Genomic DNA, 21,361 nt, shown 5'->3' on the forward strand with positions numbered 1-21,361 from the left:
GGCACCGCACGAGGGCGCCGACGCCGGTTTCGCGCTGAGCGGACCGCCCGCCGAGCGCGACCTCGCGGGGCGGCGGAGGAGTGTCGGACGTGTTCGTTAGCGTGGTCGCGTGAGCGCTCCCGGATCCCCAGCAGCCCCCTCCGCCGCGACGGCCGAGGGCTCGGCGGAGCCTGCCGGCGCGACGCTCGACGCCTCCCAGCGCGCAGTGCTCGAGCTGCCGGACGGGCGGAGCGCCGCCGTGCTCGGCGCTCCGGGCTCCGGCAAGACGACGACGATCGTCGAGCTCGTCGCCGAGCGCGTGCTCGAGCGCGGCTACCCGCCGGAGTCGGTGGTCGTCCTGGCGGCGAGCCGCACCGCCGCGACGGCCCTGCGCGACGTGCTCGCGCTCCGGCTCGACGTGCCGACCCTCGGCCCCCTGGCGCGCACCGCGACGTCGCTGGCGTTCGAGGCGGTGACCGCCTCCGCGAAGGAGCTGGGTCTCCAGCGCCCGACCCTGCTCACGGGGGGCGAGCAGGACGCGATCCTGTCGGAGCTGATCGAGGGGCACCTCGAGGAGGGGACCGGCCCGCGCTGGCCGGAGGAGTTCGCTCCCGAGGTGCTCCGGCTCCGCGCCTTCCGCACCGAGCTGCGCGAGTTCGGCATGCGGGCGACCGAGCACGGGCTCGACTCCACGGCGGTGCGCGCTCTGGCGATCGACGCCGACCGCGGCGAGTGGGCGGCCGCGGCCGCGGTGCTCGACGAGTTCCGCGACGTCGTCGACTGGATGGCCCCCGAGACCGGCACCCGCCTCGACGCCGCCGAGTTCGCCGCCTTCGCCGCAGAGGCCGTCCGCGGCGGCGGGGGAGGCGAGCGCATCGCGGGGCTCCGCCTCGTGGTGGTCGACGACATGCAGGAGGCGAGCGAGTCGACCGTCGTGCTGTTGCGCGCCCTCGCCGAACGCGGGGTGAGCGTCATCGCGTTCGGTGATCCCGACGTGGCGACGAGCGCCTACCGCGGCGCCGCCTCCGACACTCTCGGCCGCTTCGCGAGCAGCATCGGCGTGGCCGACGCCCTGACGCTCGTCCTCGGCCGCGTCCACCGGCACGACGCGGGGCTGCGCGCGCTCGTGGCCGCGGCGACGCAGCGCATCGGCACGGCGGCGGCCGGCCGGCAGCGCGCCGTCGCGACCGAGCCCGACGCCGAGGGGGCGCCCGAGCCGGTGCTCGTCCTGCACGCCCCCACCCCGGCGCGCGAGGCGGCGACCATCGCGCGGCTCCTGCGCGAGCGTCGGCTGCGCGACGGGGTGCCGTGGCGGCGGATGGCGGTCGTGGTCCGCTCCGGTGCGGCGGTGCAGCCGCTCGTCAAGGCGCTCGCGGTCGCCGAGGTCCCCACGCGGTCGGTGCTCGCCGGCCGGGCGCTGCGCGACGACCACGCCGCTCGCGCGCTGCTCGTCCTGGTGGGCGCGGCCATCGGCGAGCGGCCGCTCGACGCCGAGCTGGCGGCGGAGCTGCTGCTCGGTCCGTTCGGCGGCGTCGACCGGCTCGGCCTCCGGCGGCTCCGGCTGGCGCTGCGAGCGGAGGAGCTCGCCGCCGGCGGCATCCGCGCGAGCAATCCGCTGCTCGTCGAAGCGCTGGCGGCTCCCGGCCGCTTCGCCACCATCGACTCGGCACCGGCCAGGCAGGCCGAGCGGCTCGCGCTCGCCCTCGACCGGGTGCGCCGCCTGCACGACGAGAACGGCTCGATCGAGGAGCTGCTCTGGTCGGCGTGGGAGTCGAGCCGGGTGGCCGCCTCCTGGAGGGAGCTCTCGTTCGGCACCGGTCTCACGGCGGCCGAGGCGAACCGCAATCTCGACGGTGTCGTCGCCCTCTTCAGCGCGGCTCGCCGCTTCGTCGAGCGCGCCACCGGCGAGTCGGCCGGCGGGTTCGTCACCGAGATCCTCGAGGCCGAGGTCCCCGAGGACTCGCTCGCCCCGCGCTCCGTCGAGGACGCGGTGCTCATCGGCACGCCGTCGTCGGTGGTGGGGCTCGAGTTCGACGTGGTGGTGATCGCCCGCCTGCAGGACGGCGTGTGGCCGAACCTCCGCCAGCGCGGGTCGCTGCTGGATCCCGACGGCCTCGTCCGCGCGGCGAGGGGCGAGGGTGCTCTGCCCCTCGACGCCCGCAAGGCGACCCTCGACGACGAGCTGCGGATGTTCGCGCTCGCGGCCTCGCGCGCCCGACGACAGCTCGTGCTCAGCGCCGTCGCGGGCGACGACGAGACGCCGTCCCTCTTCTTCCGGTTGAGTCCGCCCGATGCCCCGCGCCTCGATGCCGCCTCGGCCGTGCCGCTCACCCTGCGCGGCGCCGTGGCCGGGCTCCGGCGCACGGCGACGACGCCGGGTTCGCCGGAGGCACCCGCGGCGATCCGCGCACTCCGCGCTCTGACCCTCGCCGAGGTCGCCGGGGCCGATCCCTCCTCGTGGTACGGCGTGCTCGAGCCCTCGACGACCGAGCCGCTCGTCGACCTCGACGACCCCGAGCGCCCGGTCTCGGTGTCGCCGAGCCGGCTCGAGGCGTTCGAGAAGTCGCCGCTGGACTGGTTCGTCGATGCGGTCTCCGGGTCGACGACGAGCACGGCGATGGGGGTCGGCACGCTCGTGCACTGGGTGCTCGAGAACGCCGCAGACCCCGATGCCGAAGCGCTCTGGTCGGCTCTCGAGTCGCGCTGGCCCGAGCTCGTCTTCGAGTCCCCCTGGCTCGGCGAGCGGCAGCGGCGCACCACGCGCCGCCTCGTGGAGGGGCTCGCCGAGTACCTCGCCGACTTCGAGCGGGCGGGGAGCGTGGTGCTCGGCCGCGAGCAGCAGTTCGAGATCGAGGTGCCTCCTGCGCGGGTCCGCGGCTCGATCGACAGGGTCGAGCGCGCCTCCGACGGCTCGGTGACCATCGTCGATCTCAAGACCGGGAGGAGCACCCCGCGCCAGGCCGACATCGCCGACCACGCGCAGCTCGGCAGCTATCAGCTGGCGGTCGCCAGCGGGGCGATCGAGGCCGCGGGCTCGGCGGCCGAGGGGGGAGCGAAGCTGCTCTTCGTCGCCCGAGGGGTCCGCGGCCGGCTCTACCGCGAGGTCGAGCAGCCGCGGTTCGGCGAGGACGAGCTCGAGCGGCTGCGGGAGCGCGTGCGCGCGGCGGCGGCGGGGATGGCGGCGGCCGAGTTCTCCGGACTCCTCGACGCGGTGCCCTTCTCGCCGGGCGACGCGCTGCGCTACCGGATCCACGCCGTCCCGGAGGTGTCGGGCGACGGCCTCCTGAGGCTCGACGACCCCGACGCTCCTGACGACGACGACGAACCCGCTGCCGCCGATGAGGAGGCCTCCCCGTGATCGACGCCCTGACCATCGCCGAGCGCCTCGAGCTGCGCCCGCCCACGGCCGAGCAGCGCGCCGTGATCGAAGCCCCGCTCGCCCCCGCGCTCGTGGTCGCGGGGGCCGGCAGCGGCAAGACCGAGACGATGGCGAACCGCGTGCTGTGGCTGCTCGCCAACGGGCTCGCCGCACCGTCCGAGGTGCTCGGGCTGACGTTCACCCGCAAGGCCGCCGCCGAGCTCGGCGAGCGGATCGGGCGCCGCATCGACCAGCTCGGCGCCGCCGGGCTGCTGCCCCTCGCGGAGGGCCAGACCGAGCCCGACCCGTTCGAGGCCGCGACCGTCTCCACCTACAACGCCTTCGCCAACACGATCTTCCGCGACAACGCGGCGCTCATCGGCCGCGAGGGCGACGCGACCGTCCTCTCGGAGGCGTCCGCCTGGCATCTCGCGCGAGGAGTCGTCGCCGACACCGCCGACCCGCGGATCCTCGAGGTCGAGGCGGGCATCGACCGACTGACCGACCTCACCGTCTCGCTCGCGCACGACCTCGCCGACAACCTCGCCGACCCGGCGGAGGTCTCGGCCTTCGCCGAGGACTTCCTCCGGCTCGGCGAACTGCCGCGCGGTTCGAGCGGCTCCGGGATGTACCGCGACCTCGAGAAGGCGCTGCAGTCGGTCGGCGCGCTGCCGGTGCTGACGGCGCTCGCCGAGCGGTTCCAGGAGGCGAAGGCCGAGCGCGGCTTCGTCGAGTTCTCGGACCAGGTCGCCCTCGCGCTGAGCATCCTCGAGCGCGTCCCGCGGATCGTCGACGAGCACCGCGCCCGCTACCGCGTCGTCCTGCTGGACGAGTACCAGGACACCTCGGTGCTGCAGACCCGCCTGCTCGCCCGGCTCTTCGAGGGTCAGGGAGTGATGGCCGTCGGCGATCCGCATCAGTCCATCTACGGCTGGCGGGGGGCCAGCGCCGAGGGCCTCGGTCGGTTCGCCGTCGACTTCGGCTCCGCGTCGCGCTTCTCGCTCTCGACGAGCTGGCGCAACGGCCACGGGATCCTCGCCGCGGCGAACGCCGTCGTCGCTCCGCTCGCGGTGGGCGGTGCCGTGCCGGTCGACCGGCTCGCCGCCGGACCGGGAGCGAGCGGGCACCCCGTCGAGCTGACCTTCCCCGAGACCATCGACGAGGAGGCCGACGACGTCGCCCGCTGGTTCGCCGGCCGCATCGCCGAGAGCGAGGAGCCCCCGTCGGCCGCGGCGCTGTTCCGGGTGCGCGCGCACATGGACCGCTTCGCCGCCGCCCTCTCCCGGCACGGCGTCCGCTACCACATCCTGGGCATCGGCGGCCTGCTGCGTCAGCCCGAGATCGCCGATCTCGTCGCGGCGCTCACCGTCGTCGAGGACCCGGCGGCGGGCAGCGAGCTCGTCCGCCTCCTGGCCGGCGCGCGCTGGCGGATCGGCGTGCGCGACCTGCGCGCGCTGCGCGACCTCTCCTCCTGGCTCGCCTCGCGCGACCACGCCCACCGGCTGCTGCCCGAGGAGGTCCGCGAGCGGATGCGCGCCTCCGTCACCGAGGGCGAGGGCGGGTCGATCGTCGAGGCTCTCGACTTCATCGCCTCGCGGAGGCCGGGGGAGGACGGCCGGATCGACCACTCGGCCCTCTCCGGTTTCAGCGACGAGGGGCTCCGGCGCCTCCGCGACGCGGGTGACCTGTTCGCGCGCCTCCGGGCCCGCGCCGGCCTCGATCTGCTCGACTTCGTCACCCTCGTCGAGCAGGAGCTCGGCCTCGACATCGAGGTGGAGGCGAACGAGACTCGAGGCGACGGCCGCGCGAACCTCGAGGCGTTCCGCGAGGCGGTGGCCGGCTATCTGCAGACCGACGACCGCGGCGCCGGGACGGGGTCGTCCCTGCGCGGTTTCCTCCGGTGGCTGGTCCTGGCCGACAAGCGCGACGGTCTCGCCCCCCGACCGGAGGATCCCGAGCCCGGTACCGTCCAGCTGCTCACCATCCACGGTTCGAAGGGACTCGAATGGGATCTCGTGGCGGTTCCGCGCCTGGTCGACGGAGAGCTCCCCGGTACTCCGATCGAGGGCTTCCGCGGCTGGGTCCGCCTCGGCGCCATGCCCTACGCGTTCCGCGGCGACGCCGCTGAGCTGCCCGACCTCGCCTGGCGGTCGTGCGAGACGCAGAAGGAGTTCGTCGACGCGATGGTCGACTTCGGCGACACCCTCCGCGAGCGCAACGAGTCGGAGGAGCGCCGGCTCGCCTACGTCGCCGTCACCCGCGCCCGTCACCGCCTGCTCCTGAGCGGCTCGTGGTGGGCGGGCCAGACGAAGCCGAGGGGGCCGGGGGTGTTCCTCCGCGACCTCGCCGAGGCCGGAACGATCCCGGAGCTCCCGGCGGAGCCGCAGAACCTCGAGAACCCCCTCGAGCAGGCTCCCCGCACCTTCCGCTGGCCGCACGACCCCCTCGGCACCCGGGGCGACCGCGTGCGAGCGGCGGCCGAGCGCGTCGCGGTCGCCGAGCCCGCCCTCCTCGGCGCCCGCGGCGACGACATCCGCCTCCTGCTGGCCGAGCGGGCGGTGCGGATGAGCGGCGGCGAGCGCGTCGCCCTCCCGACCAGGATCCCCGCCTCGCGGTTCAAGGACATCGTGAGCAGCCCGGCCGAAGTGACCGCGCAGCTGCGCCGGCCGATGCCCGAGCGGCCCTACCGGCAGACCCGCCTCGGCACGACCTTCCACTCCTGGGTAGAGAACCGGTTCGGCGTCCAGGGCGCGACCGAAGCGGTCGACACCTTCCCCGATGAGCTCGACGACGCGGGCGACTCCGCCCCCGAGCAGGAGGCTCTCGCGCGCCTGATCGAGACCTTCGAGCGCTCGGAGTGGGCCGATCGGCGCCCGGAGGCCGTCGAGATCGAGATCCACCTGCAGCTCGCCGGTCACGTCGTCGTCTGCAAGCTCGACGCCGTCTACCCGGCGGGCGACGGCTACCAGATCGTGGACTGGAAGACCGGGCGCGTGCCGAAGGACGCGGCCGACCTCGAGCTGAAGCAGTTCCAGCTCGCGCTCTACCGCCTGGCCTTCTCGCACTGGAGGGGCGTCCCGCTCGAGAGCGTCGACGCCGTCTTCTACTTCGTCGCCGACGACCTCGTGCTGCGCCCGGAGCGGTTCTACTCCGAGCGGGAGCTCTCGGAGTCGCTGTCCTCGGCGACGGGAGCGAGCCCGCGGCCGTGAGCGGAGGAGCCGGTGCGAGCACCGGGGGTGCGGTTCAGCAGCTCCTCCACCTCCGAGACCTCGAGCACGGGGCCGGTGTCGGTCGACAGCGGGGCCGACAGATCGCCCAGAACGCTGTCGACGAGGGTGTCGAGCATGCCGACGGCGTCGTCGACGATCGAGGAGTCGTCCGTCTCGGTGCCGTGCAGGAGCCAGCGCGCGAGCTCGAGCTCGGCGTAGAGCTGAGCGCGCTGACGGATCGTGCGGTCGACGGCGCCCGCCCGCATCCGGGAGTAGGCCGACAGAGCCGTCCCGGAGCCCGGCGCGCTGAGGAGCCAGTGCAGATCGCGGGCGGGATCGCCCACGCGCAGGGCCGCCCAGCCGAGCACGGCGGTGACCACCTCTCCCGAGCGGAGGAAGGAGTCGGAGGTCATCGAGCCGTTCACGACCGTCGGGTCGAACTGCCACAGCGACTCGTCCGACGAGGCCGACTCCCAGCGCGCGACGAGCGCGGCCGGCACGTGACCGGTGTCGGCGGCGCGCTCGATGACGGCGACCGTCTCGTTCACGCTGTCGCGGGCCGACGAGACGGGGAGTCCCGCCTCCTGGACGAACGAGGCCGGCAGGGAGTGGATAGCGCCGATCGCCCGCCCGACGGAGTCGGCGAGCCCGCTCGAGGCGGCCACATCGTCGATCAGCACGCGGTCGCCGTCGAGGTACTCGTAGACGACGGCGCGAGTGCCGTCGAAGGGCGCCTGGCCGACGCTGGCCTGCAGGTCGAACGGCAGGCGGCTGCGGATCCCGGCGGTCAGTGCGCGCAGCGCGACCAGATCACCGAGCTGCTCCTGCTCGGCGAGCGGCGAGGTGGGCACCCTCACGATCAACCGGGCCCCCTCGCGCGTCGTCAGGAGCGCCGAGTCGAAGTCGCCGTGCGTCGAGTGGGTGAACGGGCGCGCGGTGCGGACGTCGAGGCCTTCGACGGCCGAAGTGGCCAGCGCGGCTAGAGTGAGATGGGATCTGGCCATGGGTTCTAGGTTAGGTCGCCCGGTGCCCGACCGGCCCGATCGCCACGCGCTGTCCCGCCGATGCCGGCCGACCGCGTGCCGTGGTCGAAAGAGGCGGATCCCGCCGACGCACCCCGAAAAGAGCCACGCATGTCCCTGCCCTTCGCCGACCGACTCCCGCTCTCGCGTCAGGCCGTCGACCGCGACTACCTGTCCCGGGCGCGCCCCGCGCTCTACGACGAGCTCCTCGGCGAGGAGACGACCCGGGTCCTGCCGCTCTGGAAGGACAGGGCGCTCGTCGACGGCGACCGCCTCGCTCTCCGCGGCGTCGAGGACGTGACGGCGGGGACCCTCCGGATCTACCTCGGGCGCACCACCGTGGACGCCGAGGGCGAGCCGGCGGGGACGCCGGTGATCGCCACCGTCCTCACCGACGCGGCCGCCGCCGAGCTCGAGCCCGATGAGGAGCGGTGGAGCGGCCTGCGCCCGATCGCCGAGAAGCTCAGCGACCGCGACGCCGGCCTCTTCACCGAGGCGCTCGCGATGGTCAACTGGCACGCCTCGCACGCGTACTCCCCGCGCAACGGCGACCCCACGGTCGTCGAGCAGGGCGGCTGGGTGCGCCGATCGCCCACCGACGGCAGCCAGGTCTTCCCCCGGACCGATCCCGCGATCATCGTCTGCGTCCTCGACGACGACGACCGCCTGCTGCTGGGCTCCAACGCGATGTGGGGGAACGACCGCTTCTCGCTCCTGGCCGGTTTCGTCGAACCCGGCGAGTCGCTCGAGGCGGCCGTGGTCCGCGAGATCTTCGAGGAGTCGGGGATGCGCGTCGTCGACCCGGTCTACCTCGGCTCCCAGCCCTGGCCCTTCCCCGCGTCGCTCATGGTCGGCTTCACCGCCCGCCTCGCCGCCGGCCAGGCGCCCGCGGCGCTCAAGCCCGACGGCGAGGAGATCGTCGAGCTGCGCTGGTTCACCCGGCAGCAGCTGCACGACTCGCTGGAGTCGGTGCTGCTGCCCGGCCGCTCCTCCATCGCCCGCGCGATGATCGAGGACTGGTACGGGGGCGAGCTGGAGAACGGTCCGATCCTCGCGTGAGCCTCCTCGACGGTCTCGACGAGGGGCAGCGCGAGGCGGCGGAGGCGCTCCTCGGGCCGGTCTGCATCCTCGCGGGCGCGGGCACCGGCAAGACCCGCACGATCACGCACCGGATCGCGCACGGAGTCGCGACGGGCGTCTACACCCCGGGCCGGGTGATGGCGCTCACCTTCACCAGCCGCTCGGCCGCCGAGCTGCGCACCCGGCTGCGCGTGCTCGGTGCGGGAGGCGTGCAGGCCCGCACCTTCCATGCCGCGGCGCTCTCGCAGCTGAGCTACTTCTGGCCGCAGCTCGTCGGCGGCACGATGCCGCAGCTGCTCGACAACAAGGCGCGGCTGCTCGGGCACGCCGCCGAGCGCCTCCGGCTGAAGCTCGACACCGCGACGCTGCGCGACCTCTCGGCCGAGATCGAGTGGCGGAAGGTCTCTGCGCTCTCGCTCGAGCAGTACGCCGTGGTCGCGAGGACCCGCGCTCTTCCCGGCCGGCTCACCCTCGAGCAGACCCTCGCGCTCGTCGACGAGTACGAGGGGCTGAAGGACCAGCGCCGCCAGATCGACTTCGAGGACGTCCTCCTGGTCGCGGCGGGGATGCTCGAGTCGGAGCCCGCGATGGCGATGCAGGTCCGCGAGCAGTACCGCTTCTTCGTCGTCGACGAGTACCAGGACGTGTCGCCGCTGCAGCAGCGGCTCCTCGAGCTGTGGCTGGGCGACCGGAGCGACCTCTGCGTGGTCGGCGACGCCAGCCAGACCATCTACTCCTTCGCCGGGGCCCGAGCCGACTACCTCCTCGAGTTCCCGTCCCGCTGGCCGGCGGCGACGGTGGTCCGTCTCGAGGAGAACCACCGCTCGGCGCCTCCGATCGTGCAGACCGCCAACCGCCTGATGCGCGGCCGTCCCGGGGCGCTCTCGCTGCGCTCGGTCGTGACCGCCGACGCCCCCGAGCCCGCGATCGACGGCTACCCCGACGACATCGCGGAGGCGCGGGGGATCGCCGCGCGCGTCGCCGCCGACATCGAGGCGGGCATCCGCCCCTCGGACATCGCGATCCTCTTCCGCACGAACGCGCAGTCGGCGGTCATCGAGCACGCCCTCGGCGAGCGGGGGGTCAGCGCGCACATGCGGGGAGGCAAGCGCTTCTTCGACCTGCCGGAGGTGAAGCAGGCGGTCATGCAGCTGCGCGCGGCCTCCGTCTCGATCTCGGGGGAGCCGCTCTTCAAGTCGGTCAGCGACGTGCTCCGCTCGCTCGGCTGGAGCGCCGAGCCCCCCTCGGCGGCCGGTGCGGTGCGCGACCGGTGGGAGTCGCTCGACACGCTCGCCCGCCTCGTCGACGAGGCGCCGGCCGAGTGGACCTTCAAGCAGTTCACCGACGACCTCCTGGTCCGTCAGCAGGGCCATCACGAGCCCGATCGCGCCGCGGTGACCCTCGCGACCCTCCACTCGGCGAAGGGACTCGAGTGGGACTCGGTCCACCTGATGGGACTCGCCGAGGGCCTGCTCCCTCTCTCCTACGCGACCGGGCTCGAGGCGATCGACGAGGAGCGCCGCCTCCTCTACGTCGGCATCACCCGCGCGCGGCGGCGCCTGCGGCTGTCGTGGTCGGGCTCGACCGTCGGCCGGGCCGCGCGGAGGGAGCCGTCCCGCTTCCTCAGCGAGATCGATCGGGGAGACCTCGGCACGCGCAGTCGCGGTGCGGCTCCAGCGGCCGCTCGGTGAACGCTCCGGAGGCGTCGGCGTAGGTGCGCACGGCGCGGCTCAGTCCGGTCCAGCCCGCGAGCAGCCGGCGGAGCGCCGCGTCGGCTGCGGCGACCGCCATCGCCGCGCTCGCGAGCGGCGTCCGCGTCGAGGCGGTGGCGCCGAGCACCTGGATCACCAGTCGCGGCCAGTCGGGATCGAGATCGATTCGGTCGCGGTCGGCGCAGTGCAGGCAGGGGCCGTCGCCGGGCTCGACGAGCGGCCCCAGGCGCACGGCCTCGTCACCGAAGACCACCGGCAGGTGCGGCACGTCGGCCGCCAGCCAGTGCGCCGCGCGGGCGGGCGCGATCGCGAAGTCGGCGATGAGCACGGCGAGGTCCGGGAGGGAGTCGTCCGGCACCACCTCGCAGCCCTCGCCGCGCAGCAGCGTGCGCAGCGCGTCGGCGGTGGCTCCGACTCCCTCGACCGCGATTCGCGGCGGCACGGGAGGGGCGGGGTCGACGTTCCGCAGCAGCACGGGGCGCAGCGCCGCCAGCAGGTCGTCGACGCGGGAGTCGGAGGCGCCCGCCCTGGTCGCGATCAGCCGCGCCGTCCCGGCGCTCGTCCCCGCCCGCAGGGCGTGCAGCAGCAGCTCCTCCGCGTAGCCGACTCCGTCGATGACCACGTGGGGATGGTCGAGGCCGACCTGCATCGCCGTCGCCGAGCGCCAGAGGAGGGGGAAGCGGGGATCGAGCCGGAGGACCATCGGACGATCATGGCCCCGGCGGTCCGAGGGCCGTCGGAGTTGTCCACAGGCCCCGGATCAGACCGGGCGGTCGCCCGTCGGCTCGGGCCCGCGATCGTCGCCGGGCTCGTCCGAGGACGGCGCGTCGGGCGTCGTGCCGTTCAGCAGCTCCTCGAGCGCGAGGTCCATCTCGTCGGGCTCCGGAGTCTCGCCGCGCGACTCGGCGCTCAGGCGCGCGACCAGTCGGCTCGGGTCGTCGAGGTCGTCCGACCCGGGGAGCAGGTCGGGGTGCGACCACAGGCTGTCGCGCGCCTCCGGGCCGACCGCGTCGGTGACGGCCTGCCACATGGCGGCGGCGTCGCGGAGGCGTCGCGGCCGGAGCTCCAGGCCGACGAGCGTCGCGAACGCCGATTCGGCCGGGCCGCCCGAGGCACGGCGGCGCCGCACCGTCTCGGCGATGGCGCCCGCGCTCGGGAGGCGGGTCGTCGCGGCCGCCGTCACGACATCGACCCAGCCCTCGATCAGTGCGAGCACCGTCTCGAGTCGTCCGTGCGCCGCGAGCTGCTCCTCGGTCTTCGGCGGGATCAGCGCGCCGGAGGTCATCGCGTCGCGCAGCTCCTCGGGGTTCGCCGGGTCGAAGGTCTCGGCCAGCTCCTCGAGTCGCGCCGTGTCGATGCTGATCCCGCGCGCGAAGTCGGTGATCTGCGAGATGAGGGCGAGGCGCAGCCACTTGCCGTGCCGGAAGAGGCGCGCGTGGGCGAGCTCGCGCACGGCGAGGTAGATCTGCACCTGGTCGATCGGGATGTCGAGGCCCTCGCCGAACGCCGCGACGTTCTGGGGGAGGATCGCCGCGTCGTTCTCCTCGAGCAGCGGGATGCCGATGTCGCCCCCCGAGACGACCTCGGCCGCGAGCTGTCCCACGACCTGGCCGAGCTGGAGCGCGAAGAGGGTGCCGCCGATGCCGCGCATCATGTTCTCGGCACCCGCGATCATCGCCTGCATCTCCTCCGGTGCCTGGTCGCGCATCACGCCCGTGAGCGCGTCCGAGATGCTGAGGGCGACGGGCTCCGCGAGCTGCGTCCACACCGGCATCGTCAGGGCGATCCACTCGAGGCGGCTGATCGAGCGGGGCGGACGGCTCAGCTCCGAGACGTAGGCGACCTCGTCGAGCCAGAGGGCGGCGACGCCGAAGGCTCCGTCGAGGGGAGCGCGGACGCTGTCGGACACGGGCACCGAGTCGGCGCGGGCCAGCTGCTTGGCCTGCTCGAGCGCGAGGGTCCAGTTGATCCCGTCGCCGCTCTGCTGCATCGCGCTCTGCAGCTGCGAGAGCAGGTTCTGCAGGGCGACGGGGTCGTTCGGCAGGCCGGCGGCACCGGCGAGCTGCGCCGGGTCGATCGGTCCGTTCCCCGAGAGGAACTGCCGGAGCATCTCGCGGAACTCGTCCTCCGAGCCGCCGCCCGGTCGGTCCGCGTTGTCGCCATCGGCCATGGGGATCAGCCCTCCGTCGTTCGGATCCGGTCGCCCGGTGGACGCCCGCGCCGGGCGTCCGATTGTGGCGCGACTCCCAGTCGTGCAAGCTACGTTAGCCCGGGCGCCCTGGGCGACGGCGTGAAGACGGCCGTCCCCGCCCACGCCGCTTCCGCCCGCCGCGAACAACCCGGCGGAGCCGCTCCCGTCCGCTGTCAGGAAGGCCCCCGTGACGCTGTTCTCCGACGATCCGCGCCCCTCCGCTCCCCGCGGTCGGCGGGCCTGGGTCGGTCCGGTGGTCCTCTTCTCGGGCGTCGCGCTGGTCGTCGCCCTCGGAGTCGCGCCCGCTCCCTACGTCATCGAGCAGCCGGGACCCGTGTTCGACACCCTGGGCACGAGCGGCGAGGACGTGCCGCTGATCTCCATCCCCGACCGGACCACGTACCCCACGACGGGCAGCCTCGACATGCTGACCGTCTCGGTGGTGGGCAACCCCGAGAGCCTCCCCAACTGGGTCGAGATCGCGAGCGCCTGGTTCGATCGGAGCAAGGCCGTCGTCCCGGTGGAGCAGATCTTCCCGGCCTCGACCACGGTGCAGGAGCGCGACGAGGTCAACCAGGCCGAGATGACCGACTCCCAGCAGGAGGCGATCGCCGCCGCGCTCACCGAGCTCGGCTACCCCGTCACGCAGCGGGTCTCGGTCGCGCAGATCCCCGACGGCTCGCCCTCCGACGGAGTGCTGGAGGCGGGCGACGAGGTCCTCGCCGTCGACGGCTCGCCCGTGGCCGACGTGGCCGCGCTCCGCGACGCCGTGCAGGCGGCCGGCACCGACGGACCCGTCTCCCTGACGATCGAGCGCGACGGCGCCGAGCAGGAGGCGGAGGTCACACCCGAGGACAGCGACGGCTCAGCGGTCATCGGCATCGTGGCCGGGGCGGCGTTCGACTTCCCGTTCGAGGTCGAGATCCAGCTCGACGACGTCGGCGGCCCCAGCGCCGGGATGATGTTCGCGCTCGGCATCATCGACAAGCTCACCGAGGGCTCCCTCAACGGAGGCGAGGACGTCGCCGGGACGGGCACGATCGACGCCGAGGGCGAGGTCGGCGCGATCGGCGGCATCCGCCAGAAGATGTTCGGCGCCGTCGATGCCGGGGCGTCCTACTTCCTCGCTCCCGCCGACAACTGCGGCGAGGTCGTCGGGCACGTCCCCGACGGTCTCGAGGTGCTGAGCGTCTCGACGCTCGACGAGGCGCTCGCCGCACTGCAGGGGATCGCGGCCGGCGACACGGCCGATCTGCCGGACTGCGACGACGCGACTCCGATCAGCTGAGCCGGCGATCCGGGTCGACGCTCAGGTGGGGCTCCGACCGGTCGCCTAGCATAGGAGGCCCCCCTCACATCTCGACAGCAGAGGCGCATCCGTGAGTTCCACAGCAACCGAAACCCCCCCGCGGAAGAGACGGAGCGTTCTCGCCGTCACGGTCGTGGTGGTGGCCGTTCTGGTGGTGGCGTTCTTCGTCTTCGCCGGTCTCTACACCGACATCCTCTGGTACGACCAGCTCGGCTTCCTCTCCGTCCTCACGACGCAGTGGGCGGCGGCCGGCGGGCTCTTCGCCGTCGGCTTCCTCGCGATGGCGGTGCCGGTCTTCATCAGCCTGACGCTGGCCTACCGCCTCCGGCCGGTCTACGCGAAGCTCAACTCGCAGATCGACCGCTACCAGCAGGTCGTCGAGCCGCTGCGCCGCCTGGCCACCTTCGGGATCCCCGCGGTGCTCGGACTGTTCGCGGGCGTCTCCTCGGCGACCCGGTGGCAGACGAGCCTCACCTTCTGGAACCGCACGCCGTCGGGCGTCGCCGACCCGCAGTTCGGCCTGGACACCTCGTTCTACCTGTTCGAGCTGCCCTTCTACCAGAGCGTCGTCGGCTTCGCCTCGGCGGTCCTGCTCATCTCGGGTCTGGCCGCGCTGGCCACGGGCTACCTCTACGGCGCGATCCGCGTGAACGGCCGCGAGGTGCGCATCTCGAAGTCCTCGCGCATCCAGCTCGCGATCATCGCCGCGCTCTACCTGCTCGTCCAGGCGGTGAGCCTCTGGCTCGACCAGTACGCGACCCTCACCGATCAGGGCTCCCGCATCACCGGAGCTACCTACTCCACGGTCAACGCGACCATCCCCGGCCTGCAGATCCTCGCCGGCGTCGCGGCGCTCGTGGCGGTGCTGTTCGTGGTCACCGCGTTCATCGGGCGCTGGCGCCTGCCGGTGATCGGCACCGCGCTGCTCATCGTCTCCAGCCTGCTGGTCGGCTCGCTCTACCCCTGGGTCGTGCAGACGTTCCAGGTCGTGCCGAACGAGCGCACGCTCGAGGAGCCGTACATCCAGCGCAACATCGACATGACCCGCCAGGCCTACGGGGTCGACGACGTCGAGGTCATCCCCTATGACGCGACCACCGACGCCGAGCCGGGCGCGCTGCGCTCCGACGCCGAGACCACGGCGAACATCCGCATCCTCGACCCCGCGGTCGTGACCGACGCGTTCTCGCAGCTGCAGCAGTTCCGCCAGTACTACTCGTTCGGCGACGAGCAGAACGCGCTCGACGTCGACCGCTACTCGATCGAGGGGTCCACGCAGGACGCCGTCGTCGGCGTCCGCGAGCTGAACCTCGACGGCCTCGGCACCAACCAGACCTGGTACAACCAGACCCTCGTCTACACGCACGGCTACGGCCTCGTCGCCGCGTACGGCAACCAGCGCTCCGCCGACGGCGAGCCGGTGTTCATCGAGTCGGGCGTGCCGACGACCGGCGACCTGGGCGACTACGAGCCGCGGATCTACTTCGGCGAGAGCTCGCCCGCCTACTCGATCGTGGGCGGCGAGGACGACCGGAACATCGAGCTCGACTACCCCTCGGGCACCGAGGGCGAGCAGCAGACCTACACGACCTTCGACGGCGACGGCGGGCCCACGCTCGACAACGTCTTCAAGAAGCTCGTCTACGCGATCAAGTTCCAGTCCGAGCAGATCTTCCTCTCGGACGGGGTCAACAACGAGTCGCAGATCCTCTACGACCGCAACCCCGTCGAGCGCGTCCAGAAGGTCGCGCCCTACCTGACCCTCGACTCCGACGCCTATCCGACCGTCGTCGACGGCCGGGTGGTCTGGGTGGTCGACGGCTACACGACGTCGGCCGAGTACCCCTACTCGGAGGTGCAGAGCCTCTCGCAGGCGATCGCCGACACGAACACGCAGCAGCAGTTCCCGACCGACGACGTGAACTACATCCGCAACAGCGTGAAGGCCACGGTCGACGCCTACGACGGCAAGGTCACGCTCTACGCCTGGGACACCGAGGACCCGGTGCTGCAGACCTGGCAGAAGATCTTCCCGAGCACCGTCGAGTCGATCAGCGAGATGTCGGCCGACCTGCTCAGCCACGTCCGCTACCCGGAGGACCTCTTCAAGGTGCAGCGGGCCGTGCTCGGCACCTACCACGTGACCGACGCGGGGTCCTTCTACTCGCGCGAGGCCGCCTGGGAGACGCCCAACGACCCGACGAGCGGCAACGCGACGACCTCCGCCGTCGGCGGCGACTCGCTCCAGCCGCCGTACTACCTGACCCTGCAGACCCCCGACGTCGAGGAGCCGTCGTACTCGCTCTATTCGACGTACATCCCGGCGAGCACGCCGGGGAGCTCGGCGAGCCGCAACGTGCTGACCGGCTACCTGGTGGCCGACTCCGACGCCGGCTCGACGGACGGATCGGTCGCCGACGGCTACGGCACGCTGAGGCTGCTCGAGCTGCCGAACGAGGACACGGTGCCCGGCCCCGGTCAGGTGCAGAACGCGTTCAACACCGACCCGACCGTCGCGAACCAGCTGGCGCTCCTCCAGCGTGGCGACACGACGGTGACCCGCGGCAACCTGCTGACCCTCCCGGTCGGCGGCGGCCTGCTCTACGTGCAGCCGATCTACGTCAGCTCGACCGGCGACACGAGCTTCCCGCTCCTTCAGAAGGTGCTCGTCGCGTTCGGCGACGACATCGCCTTCGAGGACACACTCGACGCCGCCCTCGACAGTCTCTTCGGTGGCGACTCCGGCGCGGATGCGGGCGACACCGGGACACCGGTCGATCCGGCGACCGGCGACGGCACCACCGACCCGGGAACGGACACCGGGACGGATACCGGCACCGATCCGGGAACCGGCACGGACGCGGGTTCGACGGATCAGACGGCGCTGCAGCAGGCGCTGAGCGACGCGAGCGCCGCTCTCGCCGAGCGTGAGGCGGCCTTCGCCGCCGGCGACCTGACCGCCTTCGCCGCGGCCGACGAGAAGCTCACGGAGGCGCTCCAGCGGGCCCTCGAGGCCGAGGGGGCGCAGTAGCGCGATGGTTCAGGTCGACCGCGGCGAGCACCTCCGCTCGGGGGAGTGGCTCGACCTGAACCGCGCCTACTGGGAGGCGCAGGACGCGGAGGGACCGGGGGAGCGGGCGGGCGAACCGCTCGCCCCCGGCTCCCGGCTCCTCCACCTGCAGTGCGGCGGAGGCGAGCGGACGCTCGCCCTCGCCGGCCCCGATGTGCAGGTGATCGGCGTCGACTTCTCGATGCAGGCCGTGCGCCGCGCTCGGGCTCGGGCGATCGAGCGCGGTCTGACCGACCGCTCGCGCTTCCTCTGCGCGAACGTCTACGACCTCCGGCACATGCTGCCGGAGCCCGACTCCTTCGACCGCGTGCTGACGTCGCGGAGTGCGCTGACCTGGCTCCCGGATCTGGAGGAGTGGGCGCGCATCGTCGAGTGGTTCCTCGCGCCTCTGGGCTCGCTGCGGGTCGACCCCGACGCGGGCCGTCCCGTCGTCGACGCCGACGTGCGCCGCTGGTCGCCCAGCGCGGAGGACGTCATCGAGGCGCTCCGGGCCACCGGGCTGACCGTCGCCGACCCCGGTGACGGCAGCGTCGGGATCACCGCGTCGAAGACCCCCTGACGGCCCCGCCTGCTCCGAGGTCCCCCGATGTGCACTGCCCTCGATTTGCACTGGTCCTGATTTGCACTGGTCCTGATCCGCGTGTAGTGTTTTCTCTTGTGCCGCGGGGTGGAGCAGTTCGGTAGCTCGCTGGGCTCATAACCCAGAGGTCGTAGGTTCAAATCCTGCCCCCGCAACAAGAAGACGGAATCCGGTCTCGTGAGAGGCCGGATTTCGTCGTTAAACGTCGGGTGGTCACCCGGCGTCGATCACGCTCAGCACGTTGCCCGCCGGGTCGCGGAACCACGCGATCGTGGGCCCGTGGCCCCGCATCACGCCCGTCTCATCGGTCGGCAGCTCGGAGTCGTCGTAGATCTTCGTCACGACGCCCGCGCGGTTGAGCTCCGCGACCGCGGCGTCGACGTCGGCGACCGCGAGGTTCAGGATCGTGAAGGTCGCGGGCACATGGTCCGGCTTCGGGTAGGCGATCGCGCTGCCTCCTCCCGGCAGGCGGATGTCGAGGATCCCCATCTCGTTCGTCGTGACGTCGAAGCCGAGGGTCTCGCCGTAGAAGCGCTCCGCCGCACCGATGTCGTCGACGCTGAACCCGCTGAAGACCCGCTCGCTCGTGACCATGACAGCACCCTCCTCCTCGCGCGGCTCCGTCGCCGACGCGTCGCGCCAGACGCTACTCTGGTCGGCTGCCCCCGTCACGGGGCGGGAGGGGGAACGGGCGTGCGACTCTCCGTTCCGCGCGCCCTCCGCCCGTTCGAGACCCGGGCCTACCGGTTCCTCGCGCTCTCGCTGGCGGTGTCCCTGCTCTCCAGCGGTGTCTGGATCGTCGCTCTCGTCTGGCAGGTGATCGCGCTCGGCGGAGGGCCGAGCGACGTCTCCGTCGTGGCCGCCGCGTCCGCGCTCGGCCTCGTCCTGGCCGTCCTGCTCGGGGGAGTGGCCGCCGACCGGGTGCCGCAGCGGCGCCTCCTGCTCTCGGTCGAGGCCGGTCGGGTGCTCGTCGTGCTCACGGCGGTCGGGCTCGATGCGGCCGGCGTGCTGAGCCTCTGGCAGCTGACGCTGATCGCCTTCGTCCTCGGGATCGGCGAGGCGTTCTTCTTCCCCGCCTACTCGGCGATCCTCCCGCGTCTCCTGCCGAGCGCTCAGCTCCTCGCCGCGAACGGGGTGGAGGGGGCGCTGCGTCCCGTCGCCCAGAGCGCCGCGGGCCCGGCGATCGCGGGCGCGGTCATCGCGGTCGCCGCTCCGTCCACCGCCTTCGCCGTCGCGGCCGGCGGCTACGCTCTGGCGCTGGTCGCACTGCTGGTGATGGGGCCGGTGCCGTTCGAGCGCGCAGCGGAGGCGGACACGGGCGCGCTGCGGTCGGCCCTGCGCGATCTGGGTGAGGGCTTCGGCTACATGGTCCGCACCCGTTGGCTGCTGGCGACGCTGCTGTTCGCGGTCGTCCTCGTGTTCCTCGTGATGGGGCCGATCGAGGTGCTCGTCCCCTTCGCCGTCCGCGACCAGACCGGAGCGGGCGCCTCGGGGTACGCGCTGGCCCTCACGGCCTACGGCTGCGGCGGAGTGATCGGCTCGATCCTGATCTCGTCGCGGCCGATCCCGCGCCGCTACCTCAGCACGATGGTCCTGCTGTGGGGCTTCGGCTGCCTGCCCTTCGTGCTCCTCGGAGTCGTCGACCAGCTCTGGATGATCGCGGCGATCCTCTTCGTCGACGGGGTCACGGGGTCCGCTGCGCAGGTGCTCTGGGGGACGCTCCTGCAGCAGCGGGTACCGCCGGCGCTGCTCGGACGGGTCTCGAGCCTCGACTTCTTCGTCTCGCTGGCGCTGATGCCGGTGTCGATGGCGGTCGCGGGCCCGGTGGGGGAGGCGTTCGGCCTGGCGCCGACCTTCGCGATCGTCGGCCTGCTCGCGGCGGCGGCCGCGGTGCTGACGCTGCTCCTGGCCCGCCTCGGTCCGGACGAGCTCGCTCACCCGCTCCGGGCGTCGTGAGCCGGCCTCGCGCGACGTCTCGTCGGCGGTGTGTCGATGCGAGCGGCACGGTATCCTCGTCCGGGATGCGAAGGGTGCAGGCGTGACGGACGAACAGGTGGGCGAGAACCCGACATCGACCCCGGAGGGGTCGGACGGGGCGACGGTCCACCTCACCCGGCGCAGTCGCCGGAACGCCGAGACCGCCTCCCTCGCCGTCGTGACGCCCGTGACCGTGGTCAGGCCCGCGCCGGCGCCGGTGAAGGCTCCCGTCCTCGCCGCCGTGCCCCCGGTCCGACGCCGTTCCGGCCGCGCGCTCCGCACCGCGCTCAGCACCGTCGCCGTCGCGGCCGTCGCCGGCATGGTCGCCGTCATGGCGCTGCCCGCCTACTCGTTCGACCCCGCTCCCGACTCCCAGGCCGCCGTCGAGGCGGCGGCGCGCGTGCAGGCGCTCGGCAACCAGAAGCTGACCGTCTCGTCCGCCGCCGAGCAGGAGCAGGTCATCCGCGACTCCTTCACCGCGCCCACCCAGGCGCAGCTCGACGAGGCCGCGGCGCAGGCCCGTGCCCTCGCCGCGGCGGCCGAGCAGGCGGCGCGGGAGGCGCAGGAGGCGGCCGACGCCGCGGAGGCCGCGAGTGCGGCCGAGGCGTCGGGCACCTCCGTCCCCGGCACGACCGGTTCGAGCACCTCGGTCACTCCGCGCGAGGAGGGCGACGACTACCCCTGGCGCGACGCTCTCACGGACGACCAGGGCGGCGGTCTCTCGCCGCTGCGCTACTACTACCGCGAGTGCGTCGACTTCGTCGCCTGGCGGCTCAACCGCGACCAGGGCTCCACGAGTGCGCCGTTCAAGTGGACCTGGGGCAATCTGACGCCCGGCGGTGGCAGCGCCTACGCCTGGGCGGGTCAGTGGGCGTCGCACGGCTGGGTGACCAGCAGCACGCCCGTCCCCGGCAGCGTCGCCTGGTTCACCGGCAACCACGTCGCCTACGTGCAGTCGGTCAACTCCGACGGCACCGTCTCGCTCGAGGAGTACAACTGGGGCAACGATCACGCGTACCACACGCGGACCGTCCCCGCCTCGAGCGTCCCGCTCTTCCTGTACCCGCCGAGCTGATGGCGGTCGGATTCGCGGTCGCGCAGTTCGCCCCGACCGCCGATCGCGAGGCGAACCTCGCGAGCATCCGCCGGCTGGCAGCCCTCGCCTCCGAGCGGGGTGCGGGCGTCGTCGTCTTCCCCGAGTACAGCTCCTTCTTCACCGACCCCCTCGGCCCCGAGCTGGTCGCCGCCGGTGAGGCTCTCGACGGGCCCTTCGCGCGCGGGCTCGGAGGCGTCGCGCGCGACCTGGGCGTGCACCTCGTCGCGGGCATGGTCGAGTCGGTCGACGACGGCCGCATCGCGAACACCCTCATCGCCGTCGACCCCGCGGGCTCCCTGGTCGCGCACTACCGCAAGCTCCATCTCTACGACGCCTTCGGTCAGAAGGAGTCGGAGTGGGTCGCCGCCGGCGAGATCGCGGCGCCGCAGACCTTCCGCGTCGGCGAGCTCGTCGTGGGGCTCCAGACCTGCTACGACCTGCGCTTCCCCGAGGTGACCCGCTGGCTGGTCGACGCCGGGGCCGACGTCGTGGCGGCTCCGGCCGAGTGGGTCCGCGGCCCCCTCAAGGAGGCGCACTGGCGCACGCTCGTCACGGCGCGCGCCCTCGAGAACACGATCTACCTCGTGGCGGCCGATCAGACGCCTCCGATCGGAGTCGGATCGAGCATGATCGTCGACCCGATGGGGGTCGAGATCGCCACCCTCGGCGAGGCGGAGGACGTCGCGGTGGCGTGGCTCTCGCGCGAGCGGATCGACGCGTCGCGCGCGAAGAACCCGGCGCTCTCGCTCCGGCGCTTCCGGGTGCAGCCGCTCTGAGC

The 21,361-nt window shown here is 73.1% G+C and carries 14 protein-coding genes and 1 tRNA gene; 11 read left to right on the forward strand and 4 right to left on the reverse strand.

Going from position 1 to position 21,361, the window contains the following annotated elements; all coding sequences use genetic code 11:
* Nucleotides 1–109: 109 nt before the first annotated feature.
* Together B9Y99_RS14020 and B9Y99_RS14025 are read left to right on the forward strand one after the other, a co-directional pair.
* A complete protein-coding gene (locus tag B9Y99_RS14020) occupies nucleotides 110–3,337 on the forward strand; it encodes an ATP-dependent DNA helicase (protein WP_085477159.1) in 3,228 nt (1,075 codons plus the stop codon).
* The gene (locus B9Y99_RS14025; RefSeq protein WP_085477160.1) at nucleotides 3,334–6,546 is read left to right on the forward strand and encodes an ATP-dependent helicase; all 3,213 of its coding nucleotides are present in this window, start codon (nucleotides 3,334–3,336) and stop codon (nucleotides 6,544–6,546) included. The genes B9Y99_RS14020 and B9Y99_RS14025 overlap by 4 nt, the downstream gene beginning before the upstream one ends.
* Here the strand turns inward: B9Y99_RS14025 and B9Y99_RS14030 are convergent.
* Complete coding sequence (locus B9Y99_RS14030) at nucleotides 6,483–7,550, reverse strand: phosphotransferase (RefSeq protein WP_085477161.1); 1,068 nt, start codon at nucleotides 7,548–7,550, stop codon at nucleotides 6,483–6,485. The genes B9Y99_RS14025 and B9Y99_RS14030 overlap by 64 nt on opposite strands.
* 129 nt (nucleotides 7,551–7,679) lie before the next feature.
* Between B9Y99_RS14030 and nudC the strand changes: the two genes are divergently transcribed.
* The gene (nudC, locus tag B9Y99_RS14035; RefSeq protein ID WP_085477162.1) at nucleotides 7,680–8,627 is read left to right on the forward strand and encodes an NAD(+) diphosphatase; all 948 of its coding nucleotides are present in this window, start codon (nucleotides 7,680–7,682) and stop codon (nucleotides 8,625–8,627) included.
* A complete protein-coding gene (locus tag B9Y99_RS14040) occupies nucleotides 8,624–10,339 on the forward strand; it encodes an ATP-dependent helicase (protein ID WP_085477163.1) in 1,716 nt (571 codons plus the stop codon). The genes nudC and B9Y99_RS14040 overlap by 4 nt, the downstream gene beginning before the upstream one ends.
* On the opposite strand, the gene B9Y99_RS14045 is transcribed toward B9Y99_RS14040, so the two are convergent.
* Nucleotides 10,272–11,063 (reverse strand): hypothetical protein, encoded by a 792-nt coding sequence (locus B9Y99_RS14045; RefSeq protein ID WP_085477164.1) that lies wholly within the window; start codon nucleotides 11,061–11,063, stop codon nucleotides 10,272–10,274. The genes B9Y99_RS14040 and B9Y99_RS14045 overlap by 68 nt on opposite strands.
* Nucleotides 11,064–11,120: 57 nt before the next feature.
* On the reverse strand, nucleotides 11,121–12,530 hold the full coding sequence (locus B9Y99_RS14050; RefSeq protein WP_085477165.1) for a zinc-dependent metalloprotease: 1,410 nt from the start codon (nucleotides 12,528–12,530) through the stop codon (nucleotides 11,121–11,123).
* Between the two features lie 208 nt (nucleotides 12,531–12,738).
* On the opposite strand from B9Y99_RS14050, the gene B9Y99_RS14055 reads away from it, so the two are divergent.
* The 4 genes from B9Y99_RS14055 to B9Y99_RS14070 all read left to right on the forward strand — a co-directional run bounded on the left by B9Y99_RS14055 (nucleotide 12,739) and on the right by B9Y99_RS14070 (nucleotide 17,665).
* Nucleotides 12,739–13,839, forward strand: coding sequence for a YlbL family protein (locus B9Y99_RS14055; protein ID WP_085477166.1), 1,101 nt, complete (start codon nucleotides 12,739–12,741; stop codon nucleotides 13,837–13,839).
* Between the two features lie 91 nt (nucleotides 13,840–13,930).
* A complete protein-coding gene (locus B9Y99_RS14060) occupies nucleotides 13,931–16,891 on the forward strand; it encodes a UPF0182 family membrane protein (protein ID WP_208856959.1) in 2,961 nt (986 codons plus the stop codon).
* A 4-nt stretch (nucleotides 16,892–16,895) separates the two neighbouring features.
* On the forward strand, nucleotides 16,896–17,489 hold the full coding sequence (locus tag B9Y99_RS14065) for a class I SAM-dependent methyltransferase (RefSeq protein WP_085477167.1): 594 nt from the start codon (nucleotides 16,896–16,898) through the stop codon (nucleotides 17,487–17,489).
* 102 nt (nucleotides 17,490–17,591) lie between these two features.
* Nucleotides 17,592–17,665 (forward strand) — tRNA-Met (locus tag B9Y99_RS14070).
* A gap of 58 nt (nucleotides 17,666–17,723) precedes the next feature.
* On the opposite strand, the gene B9Y99_RS14075 is transcribed toward B9Y99_RS14070, so the two are convergent.
* Nucleotides 17,724–18,104 (reverse strand): VOC family protein, encoded by a 381-nt coding sequence (locus B9Y99_RS14075; RefSeq protein ID WP_085477168.1) that lies wholly within the window; start codon nucleotides 18,102–18,104, stop codon nucleotides 17,724–17,726.
* 99 nt (nucleotides 18,105–18,203) lie between these two features.
* Between B9Y99_RS14075 and B9Y99_RS14080 the strand changes: the two genes are divergently transcribed.
* The 3 genes from B9Y99_RS14080 (at nucleotide 18,204) to B9Y99_RS14090 (ending at nucleotide 21,359) form a co-directional block, all read left to right on the forward strand.
* Nucleotides 18,204–19,466, forward strand: coding sequence for an MFS transporter (locus B9Y99_RS14080; RefSeq protein WP_085477169.1), 1,263 nt, complete (start codon nucleotides 18,204–18,206; stop codon nucleotides 19,464–19,466).
* An 82-nt stretch (nucleotides 19,467–19,548) separates the two neighbouring features.
* Nucleotides 19,549–20,562, forward strand: a complete 1,014-nt coding sequence (locus B9Y99_RS14085; protein WP_085477170.1) for a CHAP domain-containing protein — start codon at nucleotides 19,549–19,551, stop codon at nucleotides 20,560–20,562.
* Nucleotides 20,562–21,359, forward strand: a complete 798-nt coding sequence (locus B9Y99_RS14090; protein WP_085477171.1) for a carbon-nitrogen hydrolase family protein — start codon at nucleotides 20,562–20,564, stop codon at nucleotides 21,357–21,359. The genes B9Y99_RS14085 and B9Y99_RS14090 overlap by 1 nt, the downstream gene beginning before the upstream one ends.
* Nucleotides 21,360–21,361: the final 2 nt, after the last annotated feature.

The organism is Rathayibacter oskolensis, assembly GCF_900177245.1.
Taxonomy (GTDB): domain Bacteria; phylum Actinomycetota; class Actinomycetes; order Actinomycetales; family Microbacteriaceae; genus Rathayibacter; species Rathayibacter oskolensis.

Coding starts and splice junctions, on each gene's coding strand:
- B9Y99_RS14030 (WP_085477161.1), bottom strand. CDS start 7,550: ATGGCCAGATCCCATCTCACTCTAGCCGCGCTGGCCACTTCGGCCGTC.
- nudC (WP_085477162.1), top strand. CDS start 7,680: ATGTCCCTGCCCTTCGCCGACCGACTCCCGCTCTCGCGTCAGGCCGTC.
- B9Y99_RS14045 (WP_085477164.1), bottom strand. CDS start 11,063: ATGGTCCTCCGGCTCGATCCCCGCTTCCCCCTCCTCTGGCGCTCGGCG.
- B9Y99_RS14050 (WP_085477165.1), bottom strand. CDS start 12,530: ATGGCCGATGGCGACAACGCGGACCGACCGGGCGGCGGCTCGGAGGAC.
- B9Y99_RS14065 (WP_085477167.1), top strand. CDS start 16,896: ATGGTTCAGGTCGACCGCGGCGAGCACCTCCGCTCGGGGGAGTGGCTC.
- B9Y99_RS14075 (WP_085477168.1), bottom strand. CDS start 18,104: ATGGTCACGAGCGAGCGGGTCTTCAGCGGGTTCAGCGTCGACGACATC.
- B9Y99_RS14090 (WP_085477171.1), top strand. CDS start 20,562: ATGGCGGTCGGATTCGCGGTCGCGCAGTTCGCCCCGACCGCCGATCGC.